This is a genomic window from Luteibacter yeojuensis (assembly GCF_011742875.1).
GTDB lineage: Bacteria > Pseudomonadota > Gammaproteobacteria > Xanthomonadales > Rhodanobacteraceae > Luteibacter > Luteibacter yeojuensis.
In genome coordinates this window covers 1,686,963-1,711,678 of record NZ_JAAQTL010000001.1, presented here as the reverse complement: position 1 = coordinate 1,711,678, position 24,716 = coordinate 1,686,963, and the positions used below count along the sequence as shown (strand labels likewise).

Below are 24,716 nucleotides of genomic sequence, written 5' to 3'. Positions count from 1 at the left end.
AGGAGCCGCTATGGCGGCGAGGGAACCTCGCGACACCGTGGCAAGATTTCCCTCGCCGCTGTAGCGGCTCCTACAGGGGGCGCTACATGCGGAAGACGCCGAAGCGGCCTTGTTCGATCGGTGCGTTGAGCGAGGCCGAGATCGCCAGGCCAAGGACGCGGCGGGTATCGGCCGGGTCGATGATGCCGTCGTCCCACAACCGCGCGCTGGCGTAATAAGGATGGCCCTGGTGCTCGTATTGTTCGCGGATGGGCGCCTTGAAAGCTTCCTCGTCCTCGGCGCTCCACTGGCCGCCGCCGGCCTCGATGCCGTCGCGGCGCACGGTGGCGAGCACCGAGGCGGCCTGTTCGCCGCCCATCACGCTGATCCGCGCGTTCGGCCACATCCACAGGAAGCGCGCGCCATAGGCGCGGCCGCACATGGCGTAGTTGCCTGCGCCGAAGCTGCCGCCGATCACCACGGTGAACTTCGGCACGTGCGAGCAGGCCACGGCCGTGACCATCTTTGCGCCGTCCTTCGCGATGCCGCCGTTCTCGTACTTGCGACCCACCATGAAGCCGGTGATGTTCTGCAGGAACACCAGCGGCACGTTGCGCTGGTTGCACAACTCGATGAAGTGCGCGCCTTTCTGCGCCGACTCGCCGAACAGGATGCCGTTGTTCGCGACGATGCCCACGGGGTAACCATGGATATGGGCGAAGCCGGTCACCAGGGTCTTGCCGTAGCGCGCCTTGAACTCGTGGAATTCGGAATCGTCGACGAGGCGGGCGATCACCTCGCGGATGTCGAACGGACGCCGCGTGTCTTCCGGGATCACGCCATACAATTCCTCGGCGGCGAAGCGCGGTTCCCTTGGCGGACGCACCGCCAGCGGCTGCTTCTTCACCCGGTTGAGCGAACCGACGATGTCGCGCGCGATGGCCAGCGCGTGGGCATCGTTCTCGGCGAAATGATCGGCGACGCCGGAGACCGACGTATGCACGTCGGCACCGCCCAGTGCTTCGGCATCCACCACCTCGCCGGTCGCCGCCTTCACCAGCGGGGGGCCGCCGAGGAAGATGGTGCCTTGTTCGCGCACGATGATCGTCTCGTCGCTCATCGCCGGCACGTAAGCGCCGCCGGCGGTGCAGGAGCCCATCACCACCGCGATCTGGGGGATGCCCTGCGCGCTCATCCGCGCCTGGTTGTAGAAGATGCGGCCGAAGTGCTCGCGGTCGGGGAACACCTCGTCCTGCAGGGGCAGGAAGGCGCCGCCGGAATCCACGAGGTAAACGCAGGGGAGGCGGTTTTCCATCGCCACTTCCTGTGCGCGCAGGTGCTTCTTCACCGTCATGGGGAAATACGTGCCGCCCTTCACGGTGGCGTCGTTCGCCAGCACCACCACTTCGTGGCCCATCACGCGACCGATGCCCGCGATGACGCCGGCGGCAGGCGCCGCGCCGTCATACATCCCGTGGGCGGCGAGCGGAGCGATCTCGAGGAAGGGCGATCCGGGGTCGAGCAGCGCGCGGATGCGTTCGCGCGGGAGCAGCTTGCCGCGCGCGACGTGTTTCTCGCGTGCCTTCGTCCCGCCGCCTTCGCCGGTAAGCCGCAGGGTTTCGCGCAAGTCTTCCGTCAGCGCGCGCAGGCGCAGGCTCGCCGCCTGGAATTCGGCGGAACGGGTATCGAGTTGCGAGGAGAGGATAGGCATGGGAGCGGTCGCGCGAGGACGAAACGTCCATGATACCGGGCGGGGCTTTGGCGAAAACGCTGCGTTGCGTCAGGGCAAAAGAAAACGGCCACCCGGAGGTGGCCGTTCCTGGATACCGAAATAAACCGGGAAGGCTTACTTCTTGCTGTCGTCCGCAGCATCCTTGGCGTTATCGGCAGCGTCCTTCGCCTGGTCAGCCGACTTGTCGGCCTGGTCCGCGGCGTTGGAAGCGGCGTCCTTCGCCATGTCCGAAGCACCGCCGGCAGTCGAGGCCGAAGCGGCCTGCTGGGCCTGCGAAGCGGCGTCCTTGGCCTGGTCGGCAGCCTGCTGAGCCTGGTCGGCAGCCTGGTTGGTCGCGGCGTTCTGCGACTGGTCGGCGGCCTGCTGGGCCTTGTCCGCCTGCTGCTGGGCATCGGCGGCCGACTTCTGGGCGTCTTGCGCGGAATCCTGCGCGCCGTTGCTGCAAGCTGCCAGAAGCGCGACGAGCGCAGAGGCGAGAAGGGTACGCGTCAAATTCATTGTGTTTCTCCTTAACCGTGGAATGCCGTCAGGCGGGCGTATTAATAGCTCAGTTGTACCTGGTTAGCTACATATCGAGCCAAGTCGCTTCAGGGCGCATTAAACCCTATCCATGTGGCGTGATTGTTCCGGGAATAGCGCCTTTCGACGCCGGCTTCACACCACCTCGATGGCGATCGCCGTTGCCTCGCCGCCACCGATGCAGAGCGCGGCGACGCCCTTTTTTGCCCCACGGGCTGTCAACGCATTGAGAAGAGTGACCACGATGCGGGCGCCGCTGGCACCGATCGGATGGCCCAGGGCGCAGGCGCCGCCGTGCACGTTGATCTTGTCGTGGGGCACGCCCAGTTCGCGCATCACCGCCATGGGAACCACCGCGAACGCCTCGTTGACCTCGAAAAGGTCGACCTCGTCCGTCGTCCACCCGGCCTTCTCCAGCACCTTCGAAATCGCTCCCACCGGGGCGGTGGTGAACCATTCCGGCTCCTGCGAATGGGTCGCGTGGGCGACGATGCGGGCCAGCGGAGTCACGCCGCGCGCCTTGGCGTCGTCGGCGGAAAGGAGGACCAGTGCCGCCGCGCCGTCGGAAATGCTCGAGGAGCTGGCGGCCGTGATCGTGCCGTTTTCCTTGCGGAAGGCGGCGCGCAGGGTCGGGATCTTCGCGACGTCGGAACGGCCCGGCTGCTCGTCTTCGGCAAAATCCTGTGCGCCCTTGCGGCCCTGCACCGTCACCGGAACGATCTCGTTGGCAAAGGCGCCGCTCTTCTGTGCGGCCTGCGCGCGCTCCACGGAGGCGATCGCATAAGCGTCCTGCTCCTCGCGGGAGAAGTGGTACTTGTCCGCGCACTGCTCTCCGAAGACACCCATCGCCTTGCCGTCGTACGGATTGGTCAGGCCGTCCCATGCCATGTGGTCCACGAGCTGGCCGTCGCCGTAGCGGATGCCGGTGCGCGCGGCGACCATGTGCGGCGCGTTGGTCATCGACTCCATGCCGCCCGCCACCACGATGCCGGCCGAGCCGGCCTTGATCAGGTCGTGGCCGAGCATCATCGCCTTCATGCCGGATCCGCACACCTTGTTGATGGTGGTGCAGCCGGTGGCGGTGGGCAGGCCGGCCTCGAGGGATGCCTGGCGGGCCGGGGCCTGGCCGAGGTTGGCCGGCAGCACGCAACCCATGATCACTTCGCTTACGTCGGCGGCTGCGATGCCGGCCTGCTCGAGCGCGGCCTTGATGGCGACGGAGCCCAGCTTCGGCGTCGGCACGCCGGTGAACTGGCCGAGGAAGGAACCGATGGCGGTGCGCTTGGCACCCGCGATGACGATGTCGGACATGGGGTACTCCATAAGACTCGGATGGCCGCCTTTTGGGGGCGGAAAACCCTGCAAGTATCGCCTGCGACCCCGGGCGGGGCAATCCGCGCCGCAGCGAGGGGCATCGGGCGGGGTTGATATTTTCCTTAAAAAGGTGTGGCACTATCGGCGCAGGGGCGCCCAGGGGCCTGAAGGCGCTGACATTGACGTCGAACCAGGGGACAACGTGAATACGATCAATCTGCCGCGTCGGCGCGACATCGCGCTGGCTATTGCCGTCGGTATGGGCCTGACCGCGTGTGGCGGTGGAGGTGGAAACTCCCGCACGAACTACAACGTGCCGCCGATCGTCGAGCCTCCGCCGCCTTCCCCTCCGCCGACGGCACCCACCTTCAGCTTTCCCGCCGATGTGCAGCTCTCCGGCACGAACGCCAAGGCCGCGCAGGATGCCGGCGCGAAGGGCGGCGACGTCACGATCGCGATCGTCGACTCGGGCGTCACGACCACGAATCCGGCCCTAGAGGGCCGTGTGAAGGTCAGCAAGGTCTACGTCGATCCGGCGGTGAACAATGTGGCCGTCGACGACGTGTTGGGCCACGGCACCGTCGTCGCGGAAATCGCCGCGGGCGTTACCACGGGCTATTTCGCGGGCGGCATCGCACCGGCCGCGAACCTCGTATCGGCGCGCATCATCGCCGACAAGTCTCCCGCCGACGATGGTTCGGGCCAGGGAAACAAGGTGACATCGGCCGATCCGCTCGGCCAGATCAACAACGACATGATCGCCGCCGGTGCGTCGATCATCAACAACTCCTGGGACGGCGTGTATTGGGACGCGACCGATACCGCCACGACGACGAGCTTCGCCAATGCCTATGCCTCGGCCGCGTCCGGCACGCTCTATGTGTTCGCCGCCGGCAACAAGGGCGAAGCCAATCCGTCAACGATCGCCACGCTGCCTAGCCGCGTCGCCGGACTCGACAAGGGCTGGCTGACCGTCGTCGCGCTCGACAGCAACCACCTCGACACCATCGCCTCGTACTCCAACCATTGCGGCATCGCGATGGATTACTGCCTCGCCGCGCCGGGTGGCGTGGTCGCGCTGGCGCCGACCGCCACCGCGTCCAACCTGACCTATGTGGAAGGCACGGGCACCTCGTTTGCCGCGCCCCAGGTATCCGGCGCGGCGGCGGTGGTGAAAGGCGTGTTCCCGACGCTTTCCATGGACGCGGTACGCCAGATCATCCTCGGCACGGCCGACGATCTCGGCGCCACCGGGCCGGATCCCGTATACGGATACGGCCGCCTGAACGTGGGCAAGGCCATCCACGGCCCGGGCCGTGTGGACTGGGGCGGGCTGCCGGTCGACCTGGACGGGAACGTCGTCGCCTTTTCCAATCCCATCGCGGGTTCCGGCGGTTTCAGCGTCAACGGCATCGGCACGCTGGTGCTGTCGAACGGCGGCAACACCTTCAGCGGCAACAGCAGCATCGGAAACGGGGCCACCCTGGACTCCACGGGGTTCTTCCCGGGTTCGGCCACCATCCAGAACACCGGCATGCTGCTGGCACGCGGCAACATCGGCGGCTCGGTGACCAACGACGGCATGCTGCAGTCGACGGCCGCGGGCACGCAGATCCACGGCAACTTTACCCAGGGCCCGACCGGCCAGTTGCGCGAGGTGCTTGGTGCGCCGCTGGTCGTCAGCGGCACCGCCACGCTCGATGGCGACTTCCATGTGTCGGGCGTGACCGACGGTTACGTGAAGACCTCGCACCAGGCGGTGCTGTCGGCGGGTATCGTCTCCGGCACGTTCGCCAGCCTCTCGACCGATCCCAGCGTGTTCCTGTCGACCACGCTGCAATACACGCCTACCGAGGTCTGGGTGGATACCTCGACCATCACGGTCGTGAAGGTCGCATCGCAGACGATGTCGCGTTCGGCCGCGGCGTTGTCCTCGGCGCCCCGTCTCGACGCGGCCTTCGGCCAGCTCGACCACGCCTTGTCGTCTCCGGCCTCGGCCGCCGCCGTCGCGCAGGGTACGTTGCTCGCCGCAGGCGGCATCCAGCAGTCGCGCGACACGCAGACGGCCCAGGCTTCGCTCGAATCCCTGTCGGGCCAGTTGTACGCGGCCGGCACGGCGGTCACGCTGGCCGGCATCGACGCGGGCAACGATGCGCTGATGGCGCACCTGGACCAGCAGGGCACGGGTTCATGGACGCAGTCCCTGGGTTATCAGGGTGGGCTCAGCCGTGGCGGGTTCGGCAACGTCGGGTTCAACCTCGACGGTGGCCTCGTCGGTCACGACGTGCGTTTCGGCAACAACGGCTTCGCCGGCGTCGCCGTGGCGCAGATGAGCAGCAACGGGCAGTTGAACGGCAGTTTCGACCGCCAGCGCACGCACGCCACGCAGGGCATGTTCTATGCCGGTTCGCGCGGTGCGAACTGGTACGGCGTAGGGCAGGTGGGCTACGGCAGCTTCCGCGGCAGCATGCAGCGCATGCTGCGTTTCGGCGACCAGGCGGCGTTCGCCGGCGCCGATCTCAACGGCAGCTACAACGCGGCGTATGGCGAAGTGGGTTTCCGCACGAACGCGGGCGCCTTCACCCTCACGCCGTTCGCGAACGTGCAGTACGCGAGCATCCGCCGCGACGGCTTCCAGGAAAACGGCGGCGACGGCTTCGGCCTGGCGGCGGACGGGCACACCACCTCGCGCTGGCAGGCGGGCTTCGGCCTGCGCGCGGGCGGCTCGTGGCTGACCTCGGCCGGCAAACTGCAGCTCAGCGCGAAACTGGGCTGGCAGAACGCATTCGCCACCAAGGGCGAGGTGTTCGCGGCGCGGTATACCGGCTTCGCGCAGTGGGCGCCGGTGGAAGGCATCGGCCTCTCGCGCCGTGCCGGCACGGCAGGCCTGAACCTCTCGCTGGACATGAGCGCGCACACGCAGCTGGGCTTCGACGTGGACCAGCGCTTTGCCGATCGCGATCACTCGCGCTCCGCTCGGGCGTCGTTCCGGATGAACTGGTAACACCCCCTGTGGGAGCCGCTATAACGGCTCCCACAGTTTTTATGCTCAGGACTTGCCGTGGAACAGTTCGCGGCCGATCAGCATGCGCCGGATCTCGTTCGTGCCCGCGCCGATCTCGTAAAGCTTGGCGTCGCGGAGCAGGCGACCGGCGGGGAATTCGTTGATGTAACCATTGCCGCCGAGGGCCTGGATGGCCTCGAGCGCCACCTTCACCGCGTTGGTCGACGCATTGAGCAGGCAGGCCGCCGGGTCGATGCGCGACTTCACCCCGTTGTCGAACTGCTGCGCCACCATGTATGCGAAACCGCGCGACGATTGCAGCGCGGTGTACATGTCCGCGATCTTCGCCTGCATCATGCCGAAGGTGCCGATTGGCGCGTTGAACTGTTTGCGCTCGCGCACGTAGGGCAGTACGAGGTCCACCGCGGCCTGCATGATGCCGATGGGGCCGCCGGAGAGCACCAGTCGCTCGGTGTCGAGGCCGCCCATGAGCACGCGCACGCCTTCGTTCACCTCGCCCACGATGTTCTCGGCAGGAATCTCGCAGTTGTCGAACACCAGTTCGCAGGTGTTCGAACCGCGCATGCCCAGCTTGTCGAGCTTCTGCGCCGTTGAGAATCCCTTCATGCCTTTCTCGACGATGAAGGCGGTCATGCAGCGGCTGCCGGCGGGGCGGGGTGCCGTGCGCATGTAGACCAGCAGCACATCGGCATCGGGACCGTTGGTGATCCACATCTTGGAACCGTTGGCGACCCAGGTGTCGCCGACGAGTTCGGCATGACAGCTCATCGAGCCGACCACGTCGGAACCGGCGCCCGGTTCGCTCATCGCCAACGCGCCCACCCATTCGCCGCTCGCCAGCTTCGGCAGGTACTTGCGCCGCTGGGCGTCGTTGCCGTTGTGGTAGATGTTCTGCACGCACAGGTTCGAATGCGCGCCATATGAGAGGCCGACCGAGGCGGAGGCGCGGGAGATTTCCTCCATCGCGATCATGTGTGCGAGGAAACCCAGGCCGGAGCCGCCGAATTCCTCGGGAATGGTGACGCCGAGGAGCCCCATGTCGCCGAACTTGCGCCAGAGGTCTTCTGGGAACACGTTCTCGCGATCGATGCGGTCGGCGCGCGGCGCGATCTCCTTGTCGGCAAAAGCGTGGACGCTTTCGCGCAGGAGGTCGAGGTCTTCACCGAGGGAAAACGGGCGCATGGTGCGAAGCTCCGGAAGAGGCGGGGAAAAGCGGCCCATCGTAGCGTGCGGGGGGCCGCAAGCCACGGCGCGACGCAGCAATGGCGCCGTCAGGCCCCACGGGAACCTTGTGGGAGCGGGCTATACCGGCGATCCCACGGCAGCGGGGCAACATGAAGCGCGCCCCCCGCCGCCGAAAGCGGCTCTGTCCGAACCGCCGACCGGCGGGACCGATGGGATCTTTCGTATCAGACGGCCGTCAGGATGGCGATCCGGTCGTGGACGCGCATCAGGAGGATGCACTGGCCGGCCACCAGGCGCACGACGGGAGAGGCATCTTCCGCCATCGCCGGGACGTCGGGTCGCTGTGTGGAGGTATCGTGCGGCGAGGACGGCGAGCCGAGGCGTTTCGCCAGGGCGCCGAAGGCATCGGCAACTCCCGCGCAAAGCCTGCCGACCACCGCCGCTTCATCGGCGGGCAGGGCGCGCCGGTGCGCTCCCAGGGTCGAAAGGTGGGAAAGGCCGGCTTGCAGGGCCGAGACGAGGCGCAGCGCGCGCTCCCCGCGCTCGCGCGAATGACCAGGCTCGCCGAGCAGTTCGGCCACGTTGCCGGCGACGGCCGCCTGCGCCGCATGGGCGTCGCGGCGCAGGATGCGATAAGGCAGGTCGTCCGCCTTGCCGGTGGTGTATTGCGCGGCGATACCCCGCAGGTAATTCGCATAGGCGAGCAGCGCGTCGGCCGAGACGTCCTCCAGCCGGCGCACCCGCCAGTCCGGGAGCACGAAGCGGATCACCACGGTGGCGACGAGCGCACCCAGAACGGTATCCAGGAGGCGCGGCCCGATGGCGTCGTAACCGTCGCCGACGAGGCCGAAACAGAGCAGGACGAACAGCGTGATGACCGCGGTGGCCAGGGCGTAGCGGCGCAGGCGGAAGGCGAAGAAGCCCGCACCGGTGGCGACCAGTACCGGCAATCGCCAGGCGCCGCCCGGGAGCAGCTTCAGCATCGCCCAGCCGGCGACGAGGCCGGCGACGGTGCCGGCGATGCGCTGCAGGGTCCGCTTCCGGGTCGCGCCATAGCCGGGCTGGCAGACGAACAGGGTGGTCATCAGGATCCAGTAGCCGTGGCTCGGATGCAGGACGAGCATGACCAGGTAACCCGCCAGCATGCCGGTCGCGAGGCGCACGGCATGGCGGAAATGCATGGAGCGGCGGTCGAGCCGCACGCGGATGCGCGCGACGGCTTCGCGGAACGATCCCGGTTCGCTGTCCTGCAGCGCCACGTCTGTCCCATCGGGAAGGCGCCCTTCGTCGCCGATATCGCCCTGCAGCCCCTCCATGTTGGCGAGGAGGGCGGACAGCGCGTCGTCCAGCGCCTGGCCGATGGCGCCGGTGCGACGGCGATAGGCGATCGCATCGCGCACATCGTCGAGCGCGGATCGCGGCAACGCGATCGATCCCGGCGGCTGCCCGTGGCGAATGGCGTCGGCGCGCTCGCGGCATGCGCGCGCCTGCAGGCGGAGCAGGCGGCCGAAACGGAACATGATGTCGCTGTGGTAAAGCGCCTCGGTCATCTCCTCGTAGGGATAATGCGAGGAACTGATCCGCTCGTGGATGTCCTGCGCGATGAAGAACATGGCGAGCCTCGCCGCCGACTGGCCGCGCGGCTGGCGCCGGCCGATGCGATCGATCAGTGCGGCGCGCGCGGCAGCCAGCGCGTCGACGGTATGCCGGTTGCGCCGCGAGAACTCGACGGCGAGGGCGTCGCGGTCCAGGCCATGCACGGGTTCGAACAGGGCGGCCCGGGCGTCCATCAGGTTCGCGAGGGATTCGAAAAGTCGCGCGAGCGCGTGGCGCACGGCGCGCTGGGGAGCCATTGCGCTCCATAGCAGGGAGAGCATTCCGTACCATGCCGCACCGGCCAGGATGGCCAGCATGTCGCTCCAGTTCCCCGTCCCCGCGGTGGCCGCATCGGAGGCGAGCATCGTGTAGACCGAGAGGATCAGCGTGCCGGTGGCGATGGTCGAATAGCGTCCGCTGGCGGCGCCAAGCATCACCAGCGTGAAGGTCCCGACGGGCAGCAGTACGGCGAACAGGAGCGGTGTGCCGAGCGTCGCCTTCACCACCGCGGCGGCGGCGGCGAAGCAGACGAGGGTGACGACGAGACCGCGCAGCCGCCCCCGCCAGGCATCGTCGGTCTCGGCAAGGGCGCAGGCGATGGCGCCCAGCAACGCCGGCACGACGGCATCGACCTGCCCGGCGGGCACGCACCAGGCCACGATGCCGGCGAGGGCGAGGAAGACGCGCACGAGATCGGCGAAGCGATCGGATTGGGCGAGGTGGCGGAAGGAAACCATCCGTCTAGATTAACCGTGCTTCGTTGTAGGAGCCGCTATAGCGGCGAGAGCAATCTTGCGGTGCCTCCGCAAGGTTTCCTCGCCGCTATAGCGGCTCCTACAGGGGTCAACAGAGGCCGCCGTTCACGGCCAGCACCTGGCGGGTGATGTAGCCGGCCTCGGGGCTCATCAGGAACCGCACCGCCGCGGCTACCTCTTCCGGGGTACCGGTGCGCTCCATCGGGATCGCCTTCAGGATCTGCTCCACCGGCACCTCCGGCTCGAGCATGTCGGTGTCGATGAGGCCCGGCGCGACGCAGTTCACCGTGATCTTGCGCTTGGCCAGTTCCACGGCCAGGGCCTTGGCCGCACCGATGACACCGGCCTTCGAGGCGCTGTAGTTCACCTGTCCGCGATTGCCGACGAGGCCCGACACGGAGGTGATGCAGACGATGCGGCCCGCCGCCCGGCGGCGGATCATGGGCATCACCAGCGGGTGCAGCACATTGTAGAAACCGTCGAGGTTCGTCCGCAGCACCTGGTCCCAGTCTTCGGACGTGAGGCCGGGGAACGCGCCGTCGCGCGTGAGGCCGGCGTTGCAGACCACGCCGTAATAGGCGCCGTGCGCCGCCACGTCGGCGTCGAGGGCGGCGGCGGAGGCGGCGCGATCGGAGATGTCGAACTGCACGATGCGTGCATTGCGCCCGCGTGCGGCGACTTCCGCCTGCACGGCTTCGGCCTCCTCGCGGCGCGAGCGGCAGTGCACGACGAGGTCGTAGCCCGCGTCGGCGAGGTTCAGCGCGATGGCGCGGCCGATGCCGCGGCTGGAGCCGGTGACGAGGACGGTGTCGGTCATGAGGGTGTTCCCTTGGAATCCAGGCTGTTGCGCGGATCGAGATAAGGTGTGGGGTCCGGTGGACTGAAGACGGTGAGGCGCGCCTCGGCGTGCATGCCGGGCGCATCGATACGGCAGGCGAAGGCGCCCATGCCGTCCTCGTCGTGGAAGCTGCGCACCGTCTCGATCGCGAGCTTCGCGCCGAGCGGAAAGGCGTCGACGTCGGCGCGGTAGGCACGTGTGCCGAGCAGGAAGCCGGGACGCACGAGCCCGCCGGCGGCGAGCACCTGGCAACCGTTCCAGGCCGCGATGGCCTGCGCCATCAGTTCCACGCCCGCCCACGCGGGCAGGCCGGTGGCGTTGACTAAGGCATCGCCGCGGCGCACGGTGCGCTCGCAGACGATGCGCTCCGCTTCCCAGGTCACGACGCGGTCGAGCAGGATCATGCGTCCCGCGTGCGGCAGCAGTTTCTCGATGGGCCAGATCGTCATGCGCCCCCCGCCAGGATGAGGCTGGCGTTGTTTCCGCCGAACGCGAACGAATTGCTCATGAGGTGGCGAAGCCCGGGGGGTAACGTGTCGCCGACCCGGGTAAAGGCCAGCGGCGGCAACGCCGGGTCGGGCTGGCCGTCCCACGCATGGGGCGGCAGGCGGCGATGCGGATCCCTCAGCGCGAGCCAGCAGAACGCGGCCTCCAGCGCACCGGCGGCACCGAGCGTATGCCCGGTGAGCGCCTTGGTCGACGAGCAGGGCACGGCGCGCGCGAAGGTTCCGGCGACGGCGCGGCTTTCCATGGCGTCGTTGTGCTCGGTGGCGGTGCCGTGCAGGTTCACGTAGTCGATGGCTCCCGGGTCGATACCCGCCGCGTCGAGGGCGAGGCGCATCGCTTCGACCGCGCCGCGCCCGTCGGGTTCGGGCGACGACATATGGTACGCGTCCGAGCTGGCACCGCCGCCGAGGAAGGCCACCGGCGCTTCGTCGCGGGTCATCAGGAACAGGGCGGCACCCTCGCCGATGTTGATGCCGCGTCGTGCGGACGAGAACGGCAGGCAGCGCCCCGGTGCGGTCGCCTCCAGCGAATGGAACCCGTGGATGGCGAGGCGGCAGAGCGTGTCGGCCCCGCCGCAGATCACCGCGTCGCAAAGACCGAGGCGCAGCAGCCGGCGCGCGCTGAGCAGGGCGCGCGCGCCGGAGGTACAGGCGGTGGAGATGCCGTAGCAGGGGCCGGACACGCCCAGCCATTCGGCGAGGAAGGCCGCCGGTGCGCCCAGCTCCTGGTCGATGTAGCGATAGCCGTCCGGCCATGCGCCGCTCTTCCCGCGTGCGGCGATGTTGCGCGTGGCTTCCTCGATGCCGGTGGTGCTGGTGCCCACCACGACGCCGATCCGCGCCGCGCCGAAGCGCGCGATGGCGTCGCGGATCTCGGTCTCGATCTCCTGCGCGGCGAGCAGCAGCAGGCGATTGTTCCGTGTGTCGCGATGTTCGAGCCCCGCCGGGACGGCCGGCAGGGCCGCGGTCACCTCGCCCAGGGGCAAGCTGTGCGCAGGCACCCAGCCTTCGAGCGGGCGCAGGCCGTGCGGCGCCGCTTCGAACAGGGCTTCCGCCACGGCATCCTTGCCCACGCCGAGCGCGCAGGCCACGCCCAGTGCGTCGAGGTACGTCTTCATGCGTCGGCGACTGGCTTGCGCGCCGCCACGTTGACGAGGGTTTCCTCGCGCTTGCCCGGTGGCGGCGGGGCCTTGATGCCCCAGCGTTCGAGCAGGCCGAAGTCCTTCGCGCGGCTCCACCAGAGGTAGGGCAGCGAGACGTTCGTGCCGGCGAAGACGAAGCCGCGGCCACGCAGCATCGCCAGGTATTCGTCGGCGCTTTTCTGCACGTGCATGGGATGGCGGAAGAACCAGCGGATCACCCAGCTATCGATATAGGCCTTCGTCGATTCGGCGAAGAGCAGCAGGCCGCCGGGCTTCAGCACGCGCCAGAATTCGTCGAGCGCCCGTTCCTGCTCCACCAGGTGGTGAAAGGTCTGGTGGCAGAACAGCACGTCCACGCTCGCGTCGGGCAGGTCGATGCCGGCGCAGTCGCCGAGCAGCAGGGTGGCGTCGATGCCCTCGCGTTCCGCTTCCGCGCGCGACAATGCGATGCTGTGCGGATCGGCGTCGAGCCCGATCAGGCGTTGCGGCGCGAAGGCATCGCGCAGCAGGCGGAAGGAACGGCCCTGGCCGCAGCCCACGTCGAGCAAGGTGCCGCCGCGCGGCAGCGGCTCGCCCACCAACCGCTTGAGGTCGTTGATCGCCACGCGCAGCACGTGGTGCTGCCAGGTGTGCGTGCGCAGGAAGACGAACCCGATGCGGGTTTCCTCGACATAGGTGGCGCTGGCGTACTTCATGGATGGCTTCCGGTGGAACGCTGGGACGACGCGGCGAGGCGATGCTCCACGTCGTCGACGAAAACGGCAGGCGAGACCAGCTGCATCTCGCCGTCGGCGAGCTTCACGGCCACCTGTATGGTGCTGGCGCGGGTGAGCCGTTCGCCGGTGACGGCGTCGCTCAGGGTGTAGTGGATCTTCAGCCGGTTCTGCCACTCGACCAGCTCGGCGCGAACCGTCAGCTTCTGGCCGAAACGCGCGGCGCGCGCATAGCGCAGCTGCAGGTCGATGATGGGCCAGACATAGCCGGTTTCCTTCATGCGCATATAGTTGTGCCCGAGCTCGTCGAGCAGGGCGCAACGGGCGATTTCCAGGTACTTCACGTAATGGCCGTGCCACACGACGTCCATGGAATCCACGTCGAAGAACGGCACGGTCACGTCGATCTCGGCGGCGAGCACGCCCTTAGTCCGCATGGGAGCCTCCGTTCGCCGGTTGCCAGTAAGGATGGAAGTTGAACCATTGCAATGGTGCCTGGAGGCAATGCGCCGCGAGCCATCCGGCGTAGCGCGCGACGCTCGATGCGATGATCGTGTCGCGCCGCCCGCGGTCCCAGCCGGCCGCATCGTCGAAGCGGCGGAGATGGATGCGATAGCGGCCGTCGTGCTTGAGGCAGCAGACCAGGTTGACCGGGCAGCGCAGCATCGCCGCCATGAGCCACGGTCCCTGCGGGAAGGGCGCTGCCGAGCCGAGGAAGTCGGCGTCGACGGTGCGCCCGCCATGGGCGGGCACGCGATCGCCGGCAATGGCGATCCACTCGCCACGTTCCAGGCGCTGCGACAGGTCGAGCATCGCCGCGGTGTCCAGGTCGCCCACGTGCATCAGGCGCAGGCGCCGGTCGCCGGACTCCCCTAGCAGGCGGTTGAAGTGCGCCGCGTTCGGCAGGTGCATCAGCACGTTGAGCGCCACGCCTTCGCCCAGTTCGGCCATGGCGCGGCAGACGTCCAGGTTGCCGAGGTGGGTGCAGACGAGGAGCTGTCCGCGTCCCCCCGCGATCAACGCCTCGCGCACGCCGTCGGGATCGTCCATGTCCACCGACGACAGGCGCAGCTTGCCGCGCCAGACGTCGAAGCGGTCGAGCATGCATTCGCCGAAGGCCAGGTATTGGGCGAAGACGGCGCGCGACCGCGGAAAGAGGTCGCGCCGACCGCTCCACGCCGCGAGGCGCCGCTGGTAGTCGGCGACGTTCCTTCGCGCGGCGCGCCCGGTGACGAAGAAATACAGCACGACCAGCCGGATCACCGGCGTTACCGCGCGACGGCCGAGCACGCGCACCGCGATGGCCGTGAGTTTCATGCCGAGGAAGCTGCCGCGTTCCCTCTGTTCGGCCCAGTGCGCGTTGGCGACGGAATCAGTCATCGGTGCCCTCGAGTCGCAGATGTGCCGACGACACCGGTGCATCGTCGCTGCGATAAGCGAAATGCAGGCGTCCGCGGGCGGCGTCGTGGCGCAGGATCAGCCGCACGCGATCCCCCGGACGCAGCAACCGCTGGAACTTCATGCCGTCCGCGGCGCGACAGGTCGCGGGCGTGCCGAGGCGCAGCGCGGCGAACTCCAGGGCCCAGCCCACCTGCAGCACACCGGGCAGCACCGGCGCTTCGGGAAAATGATCGGCGAAGCAGGCGAGGTCCAGCGGGAGTTCCAGATCCAGGACGTATGCGTCGCCTTCGCGGCGCTCGTCGAGAACGATGGCGGCTTCGGGCAACGGGGCACGCAGCATGGCGTCCACGTTCGCGGGCTCCGGCAGGCGATCGACGAAGCGCCAGACCAGCGGCGTCGACAGGGCATCGTCGCCGGCGGCATGCTGGCCGAGTTCGTTGACCAGCCCCGCGCGCCCGTGGCGCAACAACGCGGTGCGGCCGGCGGCGCCCAGCGCCACGATCATGCCGGGCCCGAGCTTGCCCGCGTAACCGCCGGTCGCGCCCGCCACCCAGGGATGCGACGCGAGACGACCGGCCGCGGCATCCATCGGCGCCTTGTTGATCCGCCGGCGCAGGCGCTGGCGCAGCAGCCATTCCCCGACGAAGAGGGCACCCATCACCGAGTAAGCCAGAATGCCGTTGTAGAACGTCCACCACGACAGCGGCCCCCATTCGGCCAGCACGCCGGAAGCGGTGCCGTTCAACGCGAAGAACGCCACCCACACCCAGGTGACGCGTCGCGTGTAGCGCACCGCCACCGGTGGCAGGTCCGGCTCGGTCACGCGGGCGATGCGCTCGATGATCGGCGGGCCGAACTTCAGGCTGAGCCCGAAGGCCGCCAGGAGCAGCGCACAGATGAGGCTGGGATACCAGCGCAGCAGGTGCTCGCCGCCGCCGAAGGCGAGCACCGCGCAATAGACGAGGGTGACGCCCAGCATCCAGCGGCCGCCGGGCTGCCGCAGCAGCGCCGGCGCGCGCACGAGCCACAGCGCGCCGAGGATCAGGCCGAAGATCGGCGTCGATACATGGTCCGTGCCGAAGTACACGATGAAGGGGTAGAGCACCCCCACCACGACCAGTACGAGGTCGCTCAGCCTGCGCACGAGGAACCCTCCACGTAGAGCGCCAGGCTGCGCACGGTTTCGAAGTGGCGTCGCGCGTCGCGCGAGTCGGAGGCGATCTGCAGGCCGTAGCGGTTCTGCAGCGCGAGGGCCAGCTCCAGCGCGTCGACCGAGTCCAGCCCCAGGCCCTGGCCGAACAGCGGCTGGTCGGCGGCGATGTCGTCCACCGTGAGGTGTTCCAGCGCCAGCGTGTCGATGATCAGCCGGGCGATGTCGCGTTCGAGGTCGTTCATGCCTTGAGTTCCCTGGCGTAGAGGGCGTGCAGGTGTTCGTTGATGCGGCGCGAGGCCAGCGGCGCGGGATGGCCATTGGAGAAGTCGGCGACCGCGATATCGTCGCCCACGCGGAAATCCATCTGCACGCGACGGTGCGGAATGCGATACCAGGGCTCGGCCTTGGTGAGCGTGGTGGGCCGGACGGTGACGAACACGGGCGTGATCGTGTGCGCGCCGCGCACCGCGATGGCGGCGGCACCCCGGTGGAAGACCGGCGCCTTGCCCGGTGTGGTGCGGGTGCCTTCGGGAAACACGATGAGCGTCTGGCCTTCGCGCAGCACGTCCGCCGCGCGTTCCAGCATCTCCGCGCTGCCATCGTTGCTGATGTACTGCGCCACGCGCACGGGGCCGCGCATGCAGGGGTTCTTCCACAGGCTGTGCTTCACGATGCAGTTCGCGTCGGGCACGTGCCCGATGAGGAACACCACGTCGATCAGCGAAGGATGGTTGGCCACGATCATCTGGCCGGGACGGCCAAGCCGCTCCAGCCCCTCGAAGCGGTAGTCGAGCACGCCGGTGCGGTACATGAATTGCGAATGCAGCCAGAACGCGCGGCCGACGGTGCGCCGGGCACGCCGGCGCCGGACCGCCGGCGGTCCCGGCCAGTGCAGCACGACCGGAAGGATGAGCAGGCGCAGCATCACGCCGCCGATGCCGAACAACGCGAAGCTCAGCGCGGTGCAGACGAAACGCCATGCCCAGGCGTCGCGGCGGGTCATGTTGTCGGCTGCCAGTTCCATCGTCGTGTCTTCCACGGGTGGTCCAGGGGCGCGCCGTCGTGCAAGGCGCGGACGAAACGCAGGGCGTGCGGCAGGCCCGCCACCGGCGTGGCACCGTCGTTCGCGGCCAACGACAGCCGCCAGCGCGGGCCGTCGCCTGCGAGGGACAGGCGCAGTGCCAGCGTATACGAGAACGGCACGTCGTCGATCCAGCCGTCGTAGGCGGCCGCCGGAAGCTCCTCCGCGACGACGGCGATCACGGCCGGGGCGCCGTCGCCCAGCAGGGCGGCGGCCTCGACGATGGCGTGCTCGAAGGTATCCGCCTCGCCGGCGATGGCCACCGACTCTCCACGTTGCCCGCGCAGGATCGACCATTGTCCGGCAATGGCGTTATGCACCGAGAGACCGAACTGCGTCGGCGACAGCGGCGATTGACGGCCGATCTCGTCGAGCATGGCGAAGGTGCGCGTGGTCTCGCCATGGCGCGAGGCGAACACGAAGGGCAGCTGCTCGCCGTCGCCGCAGAGGGGCCATGCCGCATGCATCACGATGCGCGCAAGCCTGCTGAGGCGACGGCGCTGCATCGGCGGGACGAACTCGCATGCGGGCTGCTCGCCGTTGTCGACGATCGCATGCGGCGCTTCGGCCCATGCCGCCCAGGCGCCGGGGTCCTCCATGCCGGGAGCCCACGCACGCCACGCATCGATGCATACGTCGATCATGCCGCGGCCTCTTCGAAGCGGCGGATCATCAGCGCCGCGCAGCTGCCGCCAAAGCCGAAGCTGTTCGACAGCACGCTGTCGACGCGCATGGCCAGTTCGCCCTGGACGAGCGGCGCGTCGGAGAAGGCCGGATCGCGCTCGGTTGCCGAGGCGCCGCCGAGCAGCACGCCTTTCCTCATCATCGCGATGGAAGCGATGGCGTCGAGCGCGCCCGCCGCCGCGGGTGCGTGGCCGACGAGTCCCTTGATCGAGGACATGGGCGGCACGTCGCGACCGCGCTCGCCGAAGACACGGCGCAATGCGTCCCACTCGGCAAGGTCGCCGGGAAGGGTCGCACAGGCATGGGTGTTCACGTAATCGGGCAGCATGCCGGCAAGGTCGATGGCCTGGTGCATCGCTTCGGCCATGCCGTCGGCGGCAGGACTGATCATGCCGTCGGGATCGGACGCCGCGCCGTAGCCCGTCACTTCGGCGAGGATGGCGGCGCCGCGTGCCCGCGCGTGCTCGAGCGATTCCAGCACCAGCACGCCCGCGCCGCCGCCAAGCAGGATGCCGTCCCGGTCCGCGGCGTAAGGCATGGAGACACGCCCGCCCGCGACGCTCGCCGTCGACAGCGCGTTCATCACGTCGAAGCACATGGCGGCCTTGTCGTGCAGTTCCTCCGCACCGCCGCAGACCACGATCTCCTGGCGGCCGAGCTGGATCATCTCCATCGCCTGGCCGATCGCGTGCGTGGCGCTCGTGCACGCCGAACCCACCGTGAAGCCCCGGCCGCCGAACCCGAACGCCTGCGTGAGCGTGGCGGATACCGCGCTGCCCATGCTGCGCGGCACGATGAACGGCGACAGGCGCGAGATGCCCTTGGCGTGGAACACGTCCAGACCGGCCTCGTATTCGCTCAGTGCCGCCGCGCCGCCCATCACGATGCCGACGTCGCGTTCGCGGACACGGGCGGCATCCAGCCCGGCTTCGGCCAGGGCTTCGGCGGTCGCGTGCCACGCGTACTCGGCGGCCTGCGGCAGGTAACGTCGCAGCTTGCGCGGCGGTGGCTCGAGCGCGGTCGTGTCGGCCGGTGCGGCCACCTGGCAGCGCATGCCCAGCGCGGCGAAGTCCGCCATGTGGCGGAAGCCGGAACGGCCCGCGCGCAAACCGTCGAACAGCGCCCTCCATCCCGCGCCGAGGCAGGAAACCGCGCCCATGCCGGTGACGACCGTTCGCCGCATCAGCCGTGCGCCTTGAAGATCAGCGACGTGTTGATGCCGCCGAACGCGAAATTGTTGTTCATCACGTAGCCGGTGCGGATCTCGCGGCCTTCGCCCAGGAGGTAATCCAGGGCCGCGCACTCCGGATCGGGCGTTTCGAGGTTGATCGTGGGCGCGAACCAGCCGCCGCGCATCATTTCGATCGCCCACCAGGCTTCCAGCGCGCCGCAGGCGCCGAGGGTGTGGCCGACGTAGCTCTTCATCGAACTGATGGGGATGCCACCGCCGAGGACGTCCGCCGTGGCGTGACTCTCGGCGACGTCGCCGCGGTCGGTGGCGGTGCCGTGCGCGCTCACGTAGCCGATCGCGGCCGGCGGCAGGTTCGCGTCGGCCAGCGCCATGCGCATGGCGGCGGCCATGGTTTCGCGCGTGGGCTGGGTGATGTGCGCGCCGTCCGAGTTCGTGCCGAAGCCGACGATCTCGGCATAGATGCGCGCGCCGCGCGCCACGGCATGCTCGTATTCCTCGAGGACCAGCGTGGTGGCGCCTTCGCCCACCACGAGGCCGTCGCGCGCCGCGTCGAAGGGGCGTGGCGTGAGTCCGGGCGTGTCGTTGCGCGTGCTGGTGGCGAACAACGTGTCGAACACCGCGGCGCCAGGACCGGACAGTTCCTCGGCGCCGCCGCAGAGCATGAGCGTCTGCTTGCCCTGCTGGATTGCCTCGTAGCCGTAGCCGATGGCCTGGCTGCCCGAGGTGCACGCGCTGGACGTCGTGACGACACGGCCCTTGAGGCCGAAGAAGACGCCCACGTTCACCGCCGTGGTGTGCGCCATCATCTGGATGTAGCTGGTGGCGGTCACGCCCTGCATGGAACCGGTTTCCAGCATGTGGCCCACGGTGCGCGCGGGTTCGATGCTGCCGCCGGAAGAACCATAGGCCACGCCCATGCGTCCGTCCGCGATGTCCTTGTCGCCGAGCAGTCCGGCATCGGCCAGCGCCCGCTCGCTCGCTGCGACGGCCAGCTGGGCGACGCGTCCCATCGAGCGCACGTGCTTGCGCGACCAGTGCGCGGGCAGGACGAAATCGTCCACCGGCGCGCCCAACCTGCCGTTGAGCTTGTCGAAGTAGTCCCACTCGTCCATGCGGCGGATGGCATTGCGGAAGCGGCGCAGCCGCGCCTCGATCGTGGCCCAGTCGTGGCCGAGCGGCGTGATGCCGCCGATGCCGGTGACGACGACGCGCTTCATCGTGCGCCCTCCCGAAGGGTGCGTTGTGTGTTCATGCGTTGGTCTTTTCCGCAGGGAGGCTGAGCGGCGCGAGCAGCGCCGTGAAGCCGATGCCGAAGAGCAGGGTGAGTCCGAAATGGCGCAGCGCGGGCATGGAGCCGAGCGCGAGCAGGCCGAAGGAAAGCAGGGCGGTGACGGCGGAGAGGAGCACGCCCGCATATGCCGCGCCGGGCCTGTGCACGACGAAAGGCTCGCCTTCGCGCAGGAACACGGCGTAGTTGGCGCCTACGCCGAGCACGAGCATGAGCGCCATGACGTGGAACAGGGTGAGCGGTTCGCCAAGGTAACCCAGGGTGGCCACGCTGAACACGATGCCCGCGGCCGGGGGCAGCAGCACACGCCAGGCGGCCCGCCAACCATAGCGCCAGGCGAAGGCGAGGCCCACCAGTGCGAGTGCCGCACCGAGCCAGGCATCCGCATAGCCGCGGTAGCGGCCGAACAGGGCGGAGATGCTCGCGGGCTTGTCGATCAGCGATACGCCGGGCAGACCCTCGGCCGCCGCGCGCAGCGCGCGCGGATCGTCCTGTCCCTGCGGCACGACGATGCTGCCGGTGCCGTGTTCGCCGCTCAACCACAGATAGTGGAACGGCGTATAGGCAGGCATCGCCAGCCAGTCGGCGAGCGTGAAGACGCGGCCCGGGAACGCAGCCTCATAAGCATCCGCCGCTTCGCCCTTGAAGCCCGCGGTCACCATGCTCTCCGCGAAGCAGCTCTTATAGGAGCCGCTATAGCGGCGAGAAGCCAACGAAGCCGTGTCGCCGTGAGGCAAGTTTCCCTCGCCGCCGTGGCGGCTCCCACAGACCGCCGCGAGGTTTTCCGCCTGCCGCTTTTGCGACGGCAACATCGTGCCGATGCCCGTCCAGCCCGCGAGCCTGCCTTCGTCCACCCACGCGCGCAGCCGGTCGGTCAACGCTTCCTCGCGCCGCAACACCTCTTCGGCGTCGCGCCCTTCCACCAGCCAGAACTGGCTGCCGCCGCCGAAACCGGCGATGTCGCGGATCGCCGCGGTCTGCGCATCCAGCGAGGGCGGCGGCGAAATCAGCAGGTGGATATCGTCGTCGTGGCCGAGACGCAGCCAGCCCGGCACGGCCAGCAGGAGGAGCACGCCGGTGGCGGCCAGCGCGCGACGTCCCGATGCGATGCGCTGCCAGCCGAGCGCGAGCCGCACGAGCGCGGGTGAGATCGGTTTCCGCGCCGGGCCCGCGACCAGCGCGGGCAACAGCCAGAACACGCTGGCGCAGGCGACGGTCATGCCGGCGATGGCGAAGCATGCCATCTGGCGCAGGGCGGGGAAGGGTACGAGGGCCAGCAAGGCGTAACCGAGGAGCGACGTGGCAAGGGCCAACAGCAGGGCCGGACGCACCTGGCGCACGCCGCGCCGCGCGTCCCACGCCGGTCCGGCGTTGGCGCGCGCGCAAAGGTACTGGATCGAATAGTCCACTGCCTCGCCCAGCAACGCCGCGCCGAAGACGAGCGTGAGCAGGTGCAGCTGCCCGAATACGAGCACCGTGACGACGATGGCGCCGACGACGCCGAGTGCCGTGGAGAGGAAGGCGACCAGCAGCGGCCGTACCGAGCGGAACACGAACAGCAGGAGCACCGCGATGCCGAGCGAGGAAGCGATGCCGACCACGTGCGTGTCGCGCTCCGCGCCCGCCCGCGCGGCCGCGGCGTAAAAGACCGCGCCGGTGCGCAGGAGGCGCGTTCCCGGATGTGTCGCGACCATCGCGCGCTCGGCGCCGTCCAGCGCGGCGAGCGCCCGCCGCTGCACGGCATCGTCGTAGGACGAACCGGCGAGCGTGGCGATCACGAGCACGTCGCTGCCGTCGTCGCGATGTGCGGTGAGCAGGTCGTCCTCGGGCACGAGGTTCGCGCGGTTCCACGGCTGGCGGTCGAGCCAGTGCTGCGTCCAGCCGAAGGGGTCGTCGGTGAGGCGGGTGCCGATGGTGGCGCCGAAGGGTTCGTTGAGGCGGCGGCGCAGCGCGGCGACGGCATCGAAACCCGGCGCGGCGACGGCGGCCCGGTCTTCCGGTGTGAGCAGGTGGAAGCGGAACGGCAGGAACGGCGTGACCAGGCGGTCGAGGTCGAAGGGCGGCAGTTCGGCCACCACCGAGGCGAACACGGCGTCCTTGCGCAGATCGTCGCCGAGCTGTCGCGCGGCCTCCTTGGCCGTGGCGTCGTCGGCATGGCCGACGAGGAGGATCATCCGGTCGCCGCTGGCCTTGGCGAGCCGTTCCACGGCGTCCTCGGCAAGCGGATGCCGCTCGGTGGCGGGCAGCATCGTGAGCAGGTCCGTCTGCAGGGGGGACGCGCCGCGGCCGAACAGCAGCCAGGCGCAAAGCAGGCAGGCGACCACGGCCGCGAACGCGAAGAGGCCGGCGCGCGGCGTGGTCGGCGGCAACGTCATGGAACGCCCAGCACCTTGGCTTCGAGCAGGGTCAGCGGTCCCGCGTCGCGCGTGTTGGCGAAGGCGATGACGGTGCGCTCGCCACTCGCGAGGTCCACCTCGATGGATTGCAGGAAGTCGTCGCCCTTCAGCGTGATCCCGGCAAGCACCCGGGCCATGCGTGCCTGGCGCGGCACGAAGTGCAGGGTCCAGCGCGCCGTGGTGCCGTCGGCGGTGATGGCGAACTGGCGCGCGGCCTCCTCGGACTTGCCGGCGAGCAGCGATTGCAGCATCCCCGACACCCGGCTCACGCCGCGATTGCCGTCGCGTACGCGGGCGAGGTTGCCCTGCGCATCGATCCGCGCGGTATCGCCGGCCGTGAGCACCAGGTTGTCGTCGAACGGCTCGCGCGTATGCCACACCATGCCGCGGCCGACGACGAAGAGCAGGTCGCCACGGCTCACCTGCGGCTCCGCGAGCGCGGGATTGTCGCGCGTCTGCGTGAACGCAGCGCGGACCTGGGTGTGGCGGGCGAGGTGGCCGAGCACGTCGTCGACGAGCGTGGTGGCCTGCACCTGCGCGGCGAACGCACAGAACAAGGCGGCGAGGGCGATCAGACGGCGCATCGGCTATTCCGGCGGTCGAACTTGCGAAGGATCAGGCGTGGTGCGCGTGGCAGCATGCCAAGCACGAGACGCGTGTGCATGGCGGCGATGCGGAGGTTGTCGCGCCACATGCGGAAGTGCGAGAGGCCGTCTTCCGGGTAGATCACACGGGTGGCGAGGTTGCGCACCGGCACACCCCGCCAGAACAGGCGCACGGCGATCTCCGTGTCGAAGTCCATGCGTGCGGGCAGCGGCTTGCGCGCGATCTCCGCGCGCGTTTCGTCCAACGGATAAAGACGGTACCCGCACATCGAATCGTCGATATCGAAGGACAGGGTTTCCAGCCACACGAAGGCATGCGTGACGTAGCGCCCGTACAGTCGCGAGCGAGGCACGGAATCGTCGTAGACGGGGCGTCCGCACACCATCGCGGCCGGCGACGCGCGGCCGGTCTCGAGGAAGCGCGGGACGTCGTCGGTATCGTGCTGGCCGTCCGCATCGATCTGCAGCACGTGGCTGTAACCGGCTTCGTGCGCGGCAAGGAAACCGGCGGTAAGCGCGCTGCCCTTGCCGCCGTTCTCCGGCAGGCGGATCAGGCGCAGGTCGTCGCGCCCTTCCACGAGGCGGTCGAGCGCGTCGCGGGTTTCCGCGTTCGATCCGTCGTCCACGAGGAACACGGGCAGGCCGTGGGCGGCCAGCGCATTCGCGGTGGCCCCGGCGGTGCGGCCGTGGTTGTAGACGGGTACGACGGCGCAGGGCGCGAAGGATCGCGCCGCGTCCTCGCGCGGTCCGGGCCTGCCCGCCATCGGTCCGCTCAGCGGGCGAGCAATGCCTGCACGGTGGCGACCACGTCGCCGACCGTACGCACGCTCTTGAAGTCCTCGGGCTTGATCCGTGTCCCGGTCATGTCCTGCACCTGGATGGCGAGATCGATCGCATCGATGCTGTCCAGCTCCAGGTCGGTGAAGAGGTTGGCTTCCGGAGTCACCTTGGCCGGGTCGATCTCGAAGGTCTCATGGAGGACCGACCGAAGGCGAGCGAGGACGTCGTCGGGAGTGAAGGTTTCGGCTGGGATCGCGCTCATAGCTCGGTAAGTCCATTTCATCCCCGGATGGGCGACACGCTTCCGCGAGGAAAAGCGATGCCATACGCCATCACCGAGGCGACGAAGGTGATCGAAAAGGCTCTGGTTGTCTCCGCCCCTAAGGCGGCTCCCCTGACCCAAAAGACCCGTGTAGGCAAAGCCTTACAGGATCCTCGGGCTCCGCAAAGTGTAACAGATCACGGTCCGGAACAATGCGTCCTTGCGACCCCCGATGCGGCCGGACACTGTCCGGACGGACCGGCCCCGGCGTCCGCGGACAGGGAGGCGAGGGACAGGGGCCGAAAGGGAAACCGCGCTGGAATGCGGGTTCCGCGCGTTCCGGGCGGTTGGCACGGCTTCTGCAACCTACCTCTCGAAACCCGAATCCCCCTTGTCGCAGGAGAAACACCATGAAGTACGAAACCGCCATGCTGAAGACCTTCTTCGTCGCCGCCGTCCTGACCTGCCTGCTGACCCTGGGCGCGATGGTTACCGCGCCCGCACCGGTTACCGCCCAGGCCATCGCGGCCATCCGCTGATTCGCGACCCGTCGAACAAAAAAAAACCGCC

At 68.9% G+C, this 24,716-nt stretch carries 23 protein-coding genes; 2 read left to right on the top strand and 21 right to left on the bottom strand.

Annotated elements, in window-relative coordinates:
- Positions 1 to 82: 82 nt before the first annotated feature.
- The 3 genes from HBF32_RS07790 to HBF32_RS07780 all read right to left on the bottom strand — a co-directional run bounded on the left by HBF32_RS07790 (position 83) and on the right by HBF32_RS07780 (position 3,541).
- Entirely contained in the window at positions 83 to 1,690 is a 1,608-nt protein-coding gene (locus HBF32_RS07790; protein ID WP_166699111.1) for a carboxyl transferase domain-containing protein, read from the bottom strand.
- 135 nt (positions 1,691 to 1,825) lie between these two features.
- The gene (locus HBF32_RS07785) at positions 1,826 to 2,209 is read right to left on the bottom strand and encodes a hypothetical protein (protein WP_166699110.1); all 384 of its coding nucleotides are present in this window, start codon (positions 2,207 to 2,209) and stop codon (positions 1,826 to 1,828) included.
- Positions 2,210 to 2,365: 156 nt separating this feature from the next.
- A complete protein-coding gene (locus tag HBF32_RS07780; RefSeq protein ID WP_166699109.1) occupies positions 2,366 to 3,541 on the bottom strand; it encodes a thiolase family protein in 1,176 nt (391 codons plus the stop codon).
- A 205-nt stretch (positions 3,542 to 3,746) separates the two neighbouring features.
- Between HBF32_RS07780 and HBF32_RS07775 the strand changes: the two genes are divergently transcribed.
- Entirely contained in the window at positions 3,747 to 6,548 is a 2,802-nt protein-coding gene (locus HBF32_RS07775; protein WP_166699108.1) for a S8 family serine peptidase, read from the top strand.
- 45 nt (positions 6,549 to 6,593) lie between these two features.
- Here HBF32_RS07775 and HBF32_RS07770 read toward each other — a convergent pair whose 3' ends face one another.
- The 18 genes from HBF32_RS07770 to HBF32_RS07685 all read right to left on the bottom strand — a co-directional run bounded on the left by HBF32_RS07770 (position 6,594) and on the right by HBF32_RS07685 (position 24,146).
- Positions 6,594 to 7,751, bottom strand: coding sequence for an isovaleryl-CoA dehydrogenase (locus HBF32_RS07770; protein WP_166699107.1), 1,158 nt, complete (start codon positions 7,749 to 7,751; stop codon positions 6,594 to 6,596).
- 227 nt (positions 7,752 to 7,978) lie between these two features.
- Positions 7,979 to 10,087, bottom strand: a complete 2,109-nt coding sequence (gene yccS, locus HBF32_RS07765; RefSeq protein WP_166699106.1) for a YccS family putative transporter — start codon at positions 10,085 to 10,087, stop codon at positions 7,979 to 7,981.
- 106 nt (positions 10,088 to 10,193) lie between these two features.
- A complete protein-coding gene (fabG, locus tag HBF32_RS07760) occupies positions 10,194 to 10,922 on the bottom strand; it encodes a 3-oxoacyl-ACP reductase FabG (RefSeq protein ID WP_166699105.1) in 729 nt (242 codons plus the stop codon).
- Positions 10,919 to 11,392, bottom strand: coding sequence for a hotdog family protein (locus HBF32_RS07755; protein WP_166699104.1), 474 nt, complete (start codon positions 11,390 to 11,392; stop codon positions 10,919 to 10,921). Before HBF32_RS07755 ends, fabG begins: the two co-directional genes overlap by 4 nt.
- Positions 11,389 to 12,567 carry a beta-ketoacyl-ACP synthase gene (locus tag HBF32_RS07750; protein ID WP_166699103.1) on the bottom strand — a complete coding sequence of 393 codons (1,179 nt, stop codon included), beginning with the start codon at positions 12,565 to 12,567 and terminating at the stop codon, positions 11,389 to 11,391. Before HBF32_RS07750 ends, HBF32_RS07755 begins: the two co-directional genes overlap by 4 nt.
- Positions 12,564 to 13,286 carry a class I SAM-dependent methyltransferase gene (locus tag HBF32_RS07745; protein WP_166699102.1) on the bottom strand — a complete coding sequence of 241 codons (723 nt, stop codon included), beginning with the start codon at positions 13,284 to 13,286 and terminating at the stop codon, positions 12,564 to 12,566. Before HBF32_RS07745 ends, HBF32_RS07750 begins: the two co-directional genes overlap by 4 nt.
- Positions 13,283 to 13,741, bottom strand: coding sequence for an acyl-CoA thioesterase (locus tag HBF32_RS07740; protein WP_166699101.1), 459 nt, complete (start codon positions 13,739 to 13,741; stop codon positions 13,283 to 13,285). The genes HBF32_RS07745 and HBF32_RS07740 overlap by 4 nt, the downstream gene beginning before the upstream one ends.
- Entirely contained in the window at positions 13,731 to 14,684 is a 954-nt protein-coding gene (locus HBF32_RS07735; protein WP_166699100.1) for a lysophospholipid acyltransferase family protein, read from the bottom strand. Before HBF32_RS07735 ends, HBF32_RS07740 begins: the two co-directional genes overlap by 11 nt.
- The gene (locus HBF32_RS19285) at positions 14,677 to 15,849 is read right to left on the bottom strand and encodes an ApeI family dehydratase (protein WP_240147800.1); all 1,173 of its coding nucleotides are present in this window, start codon (positions 15,847 to 15,849) and stop codon (positions 14,677 to 14,679) included. Before HBF32_RS19285 ends, HBF32_RS07735 begins: the two co-directional genes overlap by 8 nt.
- Positions 15,837 to 16,100, bottom strand: a complete 264-nt coding sequence (locus HBF32_RS07725; RefSeq protein WP_166699099.1) for a phosphopantetheine-binding protein — start codon at positions 16,098 to 16,100, stop codon at positions 15,837 to 15,839. The genes HBF32_RS19285 and HBF32_RS07725 overlap by 13 nt, the downstream gene beginning before the upstream one ends.
- Complete coding sequence (locus HBF32_RS07720; protein ID WP_338039746.1) at positions 16,097 to 16,897, bottom strand: lysophospholipid acyltransferase family protein; 801 nt, start codon at positions 16,895 to 16,897, stop codon at positions 16,097 to 16,099. Before HBF32_RS07720 ends, HBF32_RS07725 begins: the two co-directional genes overlap by 4 nt.
- Positions 16,858 to 17,583, bottom strand: coding sequence for a beta-ketoacyl synthase chain length factor (locus HBF32_RS07715; RefSeq protein ID WP_166699097.1), 726 nt, complete (start codon positions 17,581 to 17,583; stop codon positions 16,858 to 16,860). Before HBF32_RS07715 ends, HBF32_RS07720 begins: the two co-directional genes overlap by 40 nt.
- The gene (locus HBF32_RS07710) at positions 17,580 to 18,806 is read right to left on the bottom strand and encodes a beta-ketoacyl-[acyl-carrier-protein] synthase family protein (RefSeq protein WP_166699096.1); all 1,227 of its coding nucleotides are present in this window, start codon (positions 18,804 to 18,806) and stop codon (positions 17,580 to 17,582) included. The genes HBF32_RS07715 and HBF32_RS07710 overlap by 4 nt, the downstream gene beginning before the upstream one ends.
- Positions 18,806 to 20,032: a beta-ketoacyl-ACP synthase gene (locus HBF32_RS07705; protein ID WP_166699095.1), complete on the bottom strand. Its 1,227-nt coding sequence runs from the start codon at positions 20,030 to 20,032 to the stop codon at positions 18,806 to 18,808. Before HBF32_RS07705 ends, HBF32_RS07710 begins: the two co-directional genes overlap by 1 nt.
- A gap of 31 nt (positions 20,033 to 20,063) precedes the next feature.
- On the bottom strand, positions 20,064 to 22,478 hold the full coding sequence (locus HBF32_RS07700) for an MMPL family transporter (protein WP_166699094.1): 2,415 nt from the start codon (positions 22,476 to 22,478) through the stop codon (positions 20,064 to 20,066).
- Positions 22,475 to 23,083 carry a LolA family protein gene (locus HBF32_RS07695; RefSeq protein WP_166699093.1) on the bottom strand — a complete coding sequence of 203 codons (609 nt, stop codon included), beginning with the start codon at positions 23,081 to 23,083 and terminating at the stop codon, positions 22,475 to 22,477. Before HBF32_RS07695 ends, HBF32_RS07700 begins: the two co-directional genes overlap by 4 nt.
- Entirely contained in the window at positions 23,071 to 23,868 is a 798-nt protein-coding gene (locus tag HBF32_RS07690) for a glycosyltransferase family 2 protein (RefSeq protein WP_166699092.1), read from the bottom strand. Before HBF32_RS07690 ends, HBF32_RS07695 begins: the two co-directional genes overlap by 13 nt.
- Before the next feature lie 8 nt (positions 23,869 to 23,876).
- A complete protein-coding gene (locus tag HBF32_RS07685) occupies positions 23,877 to 24,146 on the bottom strand; it encodes an acyl carrier protein (RefSeq protein WP_166699091.1) in 270 nt (89 codons plus the stop codon).
- A gap of 410 nt (positions 24,147 to 24,556) precedes the next feature.
- On the opposite strand from HBF32_RS07685, the gene HBF32_RS19475 reads away from it, so the two are divergent.
- Complete coding sequence (locus HBF32_RS19475) at positions 24,557 to 24,685, top strand: hypothetical protein (protein WP_275690414.1); 129 nt, start codon at positions 24,557 to 24,559, stop codon at positions 24,683 to 24,685.
- Positions 24,686 to 24,716 lie beyond the last annotated feature (31 nt).

Bases quoted from the DNA above. Each gene is read 5' to 3' on its own strand.
- HBF32_RS07785 (WP_166699110.1), bottom strand. From the start codon at position 2,209: ATGAATTTGACGCGTACCCTTCTCGCCTCTGCGCTCGTCGCGCTTCTG.
- HBF32_RS07790 (WP_166699111.1), bottom strand. From the start codon at position 1,690: ATGCCTATCCTCTCCTCGCAACTCGATACCCGTTCCGCCGAATTCCAG.
- HBF32_RS07715 (WP_166699097.1), bottom strand. From the start codon at position 17,583: ATGATCGACGTATGCATCGATGCGTGGCGTGCGTGGGCTCCCGGCATG.
- HBF32_RS19475 (WP_275690414.1), top strand. From the start codon at position 24,557: ATGAAGTACGAAACCGCCATGCTGAAGACCTTCTTCGTCGCCGCCGTC.
- HBF32_RS07750 (WP_166699103.1), bottom strand. From the start codon at position 12,567: ATGAAGACGTACCTCGACGCACTGGGCGTGGCCTGCGCGCTCGGCGTG.
- HBF32_RS07755 (WP_166699104.1), bottom strand. From the start codon at position 11,392: ATGACGATCTGGCCCATCGAGAAACTGCTGCCGCACGCGGGACGCATG.
- HBF32_RS07700 (WP_166699094.1), bottom strand. From the start codon at position 22,478: ATGACGTTGCCGCCGACCACGCCGCGCGCCGGCCTCTTCGCGTTCGCG.
- HBF32_RS07740 (WP_166699101.1), bottom strand. From the start codon at position 13,741: ATGCGGACTAAGGGCGTGCTCGCCGCCGAGATCGACGTGACCGTGCCG.
- HBF32_RS07725 (WP_166699099.1), bottom strand. From the start codon at position 16,100: ATGAACGACCTCGAACGCGACATCGCCCGGCTGATCATCGACACGCTG.
- HBF32_RS07705 (WP_166699095.1), bottom strand. From the start codon at position 20,032: ATGAAGCGCGTCGTCGTCACCGGCATCGGCGGCATCACGCCGCTCGGC.
- HBF32_RS07695 (WP_166699093.1), bottom strand. From the start codon at position 23,083: ATGCGCCGTCTGATCGCCCTCGCCGCCTTGTTCTGTGCGTTCGCCGCG.
- HBF32_RS07710 (WP_166699096.1), bottom strand. From the start codon at position 18,806: ATGCGGCGAACGGTCGTCACCGGCATGGGCGCGGTTTCCTGCCTCGGC.
- HBF32_RS07735 (WP_166699100.1), bottom strand. From the start codon at position 14,684: ATGACTGATTCCGTCGCCAACGCGCACTGGGCCGAACAGAGGGAACGC.
- yccS (WP_166699106.1), bottom strand. From the start codon at position 10,087: ATGGTTTCCTTCCGCCACCTCGCCCAATCCGATCGCTTCGCCGATCTC.
- fabG (WP_166699105.1), bottom strand. From the start codon at position 10,922: ATGACCGACACCGTCCTCGTCACCGGCTCCAGCCGCGGCATCGGCCGC.
- HBF32_RS07690 (WP_166699092.1), bottom strand. From the start codon at position 23,868: ATGGCGGGCAGGCCCGGACCGCGCGAGGACGCGGCGCGATCCTTCGCG.
- HBF32_RS07745 (WP_166699102.1), bottom strand. From the start codon at position 13,286: ATGAAGTACGCCAGCGCCACCTATGTCGAGGAAACCCGCATCGGGTTC.
- HBF32_RS07685 (WP_166699091.1), bottom strand. From the start codon at position 24,146: ATGAGCGCGATCCCAGCCGAAACCTTCACTCCCGACGACGTCCTCGCT.
- HBF32_RS07770 (WP_166699107.1), bottom strand. From the start codon at position 7,751: ATGCGCCCGTTTTCCCTCGGTGAAGACCTCGACCTCCTGCGCGAAAGC.
- HBF32_RS07780 (WP_166699109.1), bottom strand. From the start codon at position 3,541: ATGTCCGACATCGTCATCGCGGGTGCCAAGCGCACCGCCATCGGTTCC.